This is a genomic window from Novosphingobium sp., assembly GCF_041915465.1.
Taxonomy (GTDB): domain Bacteria; phylum Pseudomonadota; class Alphaproteobacteria; order Sphingomonadales; family Sphingomonadaceae; genus Novosphingobium.
Genome location: NZ_JAYSBK010000181.1, coordinates 1 through 2,672, shown reverse-complemented (window position 1 = coordinate 2,672; position 2,672 = coordinate 1). Strand labels below are relative to the sequence as shown.

The window sequence follows — 2,672 nt, the reverse complement described above, 5'->3', positions numbered from 1 at the left end:
ACCTCGACATCCTCAGCCAGCACGATCGCAAGACCAATCCGCTCGATCCCGATTTCGATTACCGCGCAGCGTTGAAGTCGCTCGATATCGCGGCGCTCAAGGCCGATGTGACGGCGTTGATGACTGACAGCCAGGATTGGTGGCCGGCCGATTGGGGTCATTACGGCGGGCTGATGATCCGCATGGCATGGCACGCCGCCGGGTCCTATCGCACGGCGGACGGCCGCGGCGGCGCGGGCACCGGCAACCAGCGCTTCGCCCCGCTCAATTCCTGGCCCGACAACGCCAACCTCGACAAGGCGCGGCGCCTGCTTTGGCCGATCAAGCGCAAGTACGGAAATGCCGTCAGCTGGGCCGACCTGATCATCCTGGCGGGCACGATTGCCTATGAATCGATGGGCCTCAAGACCTTCGGCTTCGGCTTTGGCCGCGAAGACATCTGGCACCCCGAAAAGGACGTCTACTGGGGATCCGAAAAGGAATGGCTTGCCCCCACCGGCAGCGAAGGCAGCCGCTATTCGGGGACGCGCGACCTTGAAAACCCGCTGGCGGCGGTGATGATGGGGCTGATCTACGTCAACCCCGAGGGCGTTGACGGTCAGCCCGACCCGCAGCGCACCGCTCATGACGTGCGTGAAACCTTTGCCCGCATGGCGATGGATGACGAGGAGACCGTGGCGCTGACCGCGGGCGGACATACCGTTGGCAAGGCGCATGGCAATGGCGATGCCGGCTTGCTCGGTGCTGCGCCGGAAGGGGCCGACATTACCGAGCAAGGCCTGGGCTGGAACAACCATACCAGTCGCGGCATCGGGCGCGATGCGGTGACGAGCGGGCTCGAAGGGGCCTGGACCACGCACCCGACCAAGTGGGACAACGGCTATTTCGAAATGCTGCTCGGCCACGAATGGGAACTGAAGAAGAGCCCGGCCGGGGCCTGGCAGTGGGAGCCGGTCAGCATTGCCGAGGCAGACCGCCCGGTCGATGTCGAGGACGCATCGATCCGTCACAATCCGATCATGACCGATGCCGACATGGCGATGAAGGTCGATCCCGCATACCGCGCGATTTCCGAGCGGTTCCGCGCTGATCCGGATTATTTCTCGCAGGTTTTCGCCCGCGCCTGGTTCAAGCTGACCCACCGCGACATGGGGCCCAAGGCACGCTATGTCGGGCCGGACGTCCCGGCCGAAGACCTGATCTGGCAGGATCCGGTGCCTGCCGGTTCGCGCGATTACGATGTGGCCGCGGTCAAGGCGCGCATCGCGGCAAGCGGCCTGACCGGTGCCGAAATGATTGCCACGGCCTGGGATAGCGCCCGCACTTTCCGTGGCTCGGACATGCGCGGCGGCGCCAATGGCGCGCGCATCCGGCTTGCCCCGCAGAAGGACTGGGCCGGGAACGAGCCCGAGCGCCTGGCCCGCGTGCTGGCCGTGCTGGAGCCGATCGCGGCGGCAAGCGGCGCAAGCCTGGCCGACGTGATCGTGCTGGCGGGCAATGTCGGCGTGGAGCAGGCGGCCAAGGCCGCCGGGTTCGACCTGACGGTGCCCTTCGCGCCGGGCCGCGGCGATGCCAGCGCCGAGCAGACCGACACGGATTCCTTTGCCGTGCTCGAGCCAGTCCACGACGGGTATCGCAACTGGGTTAAGCAGGACTATGTCGTTAAGGCCGAGGAACTGCTGCTCGACCGGACCCAGCTGATGGGGCTGACCGCGCCGGAGATGACCGTGCTGATCGGCGGGATGCGGGTGCTCGGCACCAACCACGGCGGCTCGCGCCACGGCGTGTTCACCGACCGGGTCGGCGCGCTGACCAACGACTTCTTCGTGGTCCTGACCGACATGGCCTATCGCTGGGTGCCCAAGGGCGAGAACCTCTACGAACTGGTCGAACGAGGGACCGGCAAGGCCAAGTTCACCGCCACGCGTGTCGACCTGGTATTCGGTTCGAATTCGGTCCTGCGCGCCTATGCCGAGCTCTATGCGCAGGACGATGCGCGCGAAAAGTTCGTGCGCGACTTCGTGGCCGCCTGGACCAAGGTGATGAATGCCGACCGGTTCGATCTGAACTGATCGCTCCGATAGCCAGGCAAAACAGCCCCGCCTCCGGATTGCCGGGGGCGGGGTTTGGATCGATCAGTCCTCGGCGTCGAGCCCATAGGCCGAATGCAGGACGCGCACGGCGAGTTCGGTCTCGTCCTCGTCGATCAGCACCGAAACCTTGATTTCCGAGGTGCTGATTGCCTGGATATTGATCCCGCGATCGGCCAGCGCGCGGAACATGGTGCTGGCAACGCCGGCGTGGCTCTTCATGCCGACGCCGACCACCGAGACCTTGGCAACCTTGCCGTCGGTGATGATGCGGTTGAAGCCGATCGCTTCCTTCTGCGCTTCGAGCAGGGTCTGCGCGCGCAGCAGGTCGGCCGAAGGCACGGTGAAGGTCACGTCGGTCTCACCCTTGTCGCGCCCGACGTTCTGGATGATCATGTCGACGTTGATGTTCGCGGCCGCGAGCGGCGAGAAGATCGTGGCCACGGCGCCCGGACGGTCCGGCACGCGGGTCAGGATGATCTTGGCTTCGTTCTTGTCGGCAGCGATGCCGGTGATCAGCTGGCGTTCCATTTCGAGTCCTTCGAGTTCCTCGTCCGAGACGATCATCGTGCCGGGGATCGT

2 protein-coding genes are annotated in these 2,672 nt (G+C 65.4%); one reads left to right on the top strand and one right to left on the bottom strand.

What is annotated here, in order from left to right:
* On the top strand, nucleotides 1-2,072 hold a 2,072-nt coding region (gene katG / locus ACE3SN_RS16720; RefSeq protein ID WP_374531948.1), incomplete at its 5' end, for a catalase/peroxidase HPI.
* Nucleotides 2,073-2,135: 63 nt separating this feature from the next.
* Here katG and ACE3SN_RS16715 read toward each other — a convergent pair.
* A partial coding sequence (locus ACE3SN_RS16715) for an ACT domain-containing protein (RefSeq protein WP_374531946.1) occupies nucleotides 2,136-2,672 on the bottom strand: 537 nt, incomplete at its 5' end.